Raw genomic sequence first — 1,461 nt, forward strand, 5'->3', positions numbered from 1 at the left:
GCTACTACCAGATCACCAAGTGCTTCCGTGACGAAGACCTGCGTGCCGATCGCCAGCCCGAATTCACACAGATCGATATCGAGACGTCCTTCATGGGCGAGCAGGACATCCGTGACCTGTTCCAGGGCATGATCAGCAACATTTTCAAGACCGTGCTCAACACCGACCTGGGCGAATTTCCGGTGATGGCCTATGGCGAAGCCATGCACCGCTTCGGTTCCGACAAACCCGATTTGCGCGTGAACCTGGAGTTCACGGAACTCACCGAAGTCATGGCGACCGTGGACTTCAAGGTTTTCAGCACGCCTGCCACCACTGTCGGCGGCCGTGTGGTTGCCCTGCGCGTTCCCGGCGGGTCCGAAATGAGCCGCGGCGAGATCGACGGCTACACCGAGTTCGTCAAGATCTACGGTGCCAAGGGCCTGGCCTGGATCAAGGTCAATGACATCACCAAGGGCCGCGACGGCTTGCAAAGCCCCATCGTCAAGAACATCCATGACGCGGCGATTGCGGAAATCCTCAAGCGCACCGGGGCCCAGAACGGCGACATCCTTTTCTTCGGCGCCGACAAGGCCAAGGTCGTCAACGACAGCATCGGCGCGTTGCGCCTCAAAGTCGGCCACAGCGAATTCGGCAAGAAAACGGGTCTATTCACCAAGGGCTGGAAGCCGCTGTGGGTGGTGGATTTCCCGATGTTTGAATTTGACGAGGAAGGCCAGCGCTGGAGCGCCGTGCATCATCCGTTTACCGCACCCAAAGACGGGCACGAAGACTGGATGGACACCGACCCGGGCCGTTGTATTGCCAAGGCATACGACATGGTTCTCAATGGCTGGGAGCTGGGTGGTGGCTCGGTCCGTATCCACCAGGCGGTCGTGCAGAGCAAGGTCTTCAATGCCCTGAAGATCGGACCGGAGGAAGCGCAGCAGAAGTTCGGCTTCCTGCTGGACGCATTGCAGTACGGCGCACCGCCCCACGGCGGCCTGGCCTTCGGCCTGGATCGCATCGTCACCATGATGACAGGCGCCGACTCGATCCGCGACGTGATCGCTTTTCCGAAAACCCAGCGCGCCCAGGATTTGCTCACGCATGCCCCGAGCCCGGTGGACGAAAAGCAGTTGCGCGAACTGCACATCCGCCTGCGTAATCCACAGCCCGTCTAAAACGGCGCGCTATGCCCGCCAGCCGGAAGGGGGACACCTTGAAACCTTTCAAGATCCCCGAGTCTGTGCTGGTCGTTATTCACACACCGCAGCTGGACGTGCTGCTGATCGAGCGCACCGACAACCCTGGGTTCTGGCAGAGCGTCACGGGCTCCAAAGACACGGCGGGCGAACCCTTGCTGCAGACCGCGGTGCGCGAGGTGCTGGAAGAGACCGGCATCGCAGCCGCGCCCGGCCAGTTTCGCGACTGGGGCCTGTCCAACGTCTACGAGATTTATCCAGTTTGGCGAGCCAGGTA

At 60.9% G+C, this 1,461-nt stretch carries 2 protein-coding genes; both read left to right on the top strand.

Annotated elements, in window-relative coordinates:
• Positions 1-1,163, top strand: a 1,163-nt coding sequence (gene aspS, locus AC1D1P_RS23190; RefSeq protein WP_477674616.1) for an aspartate--tRNA ligase, incomplete at its 5' end; no start/stop codon positions are given.
• Between the two features lie 38 nt (positions 1,164-1,201).
• Positions 1,202-1,461 (top strand): dihydroneopterin triphosphate diphosphatase (gene nudB / locus AC1D1P_RS23195; RefSeq protein ID WP_477674617.1); only part of this gene is annotated, 260 nt, incomplete at its 3' end.

The organism is Polaromonas sp. P1_E1_2, assembly GCF_056406035.1.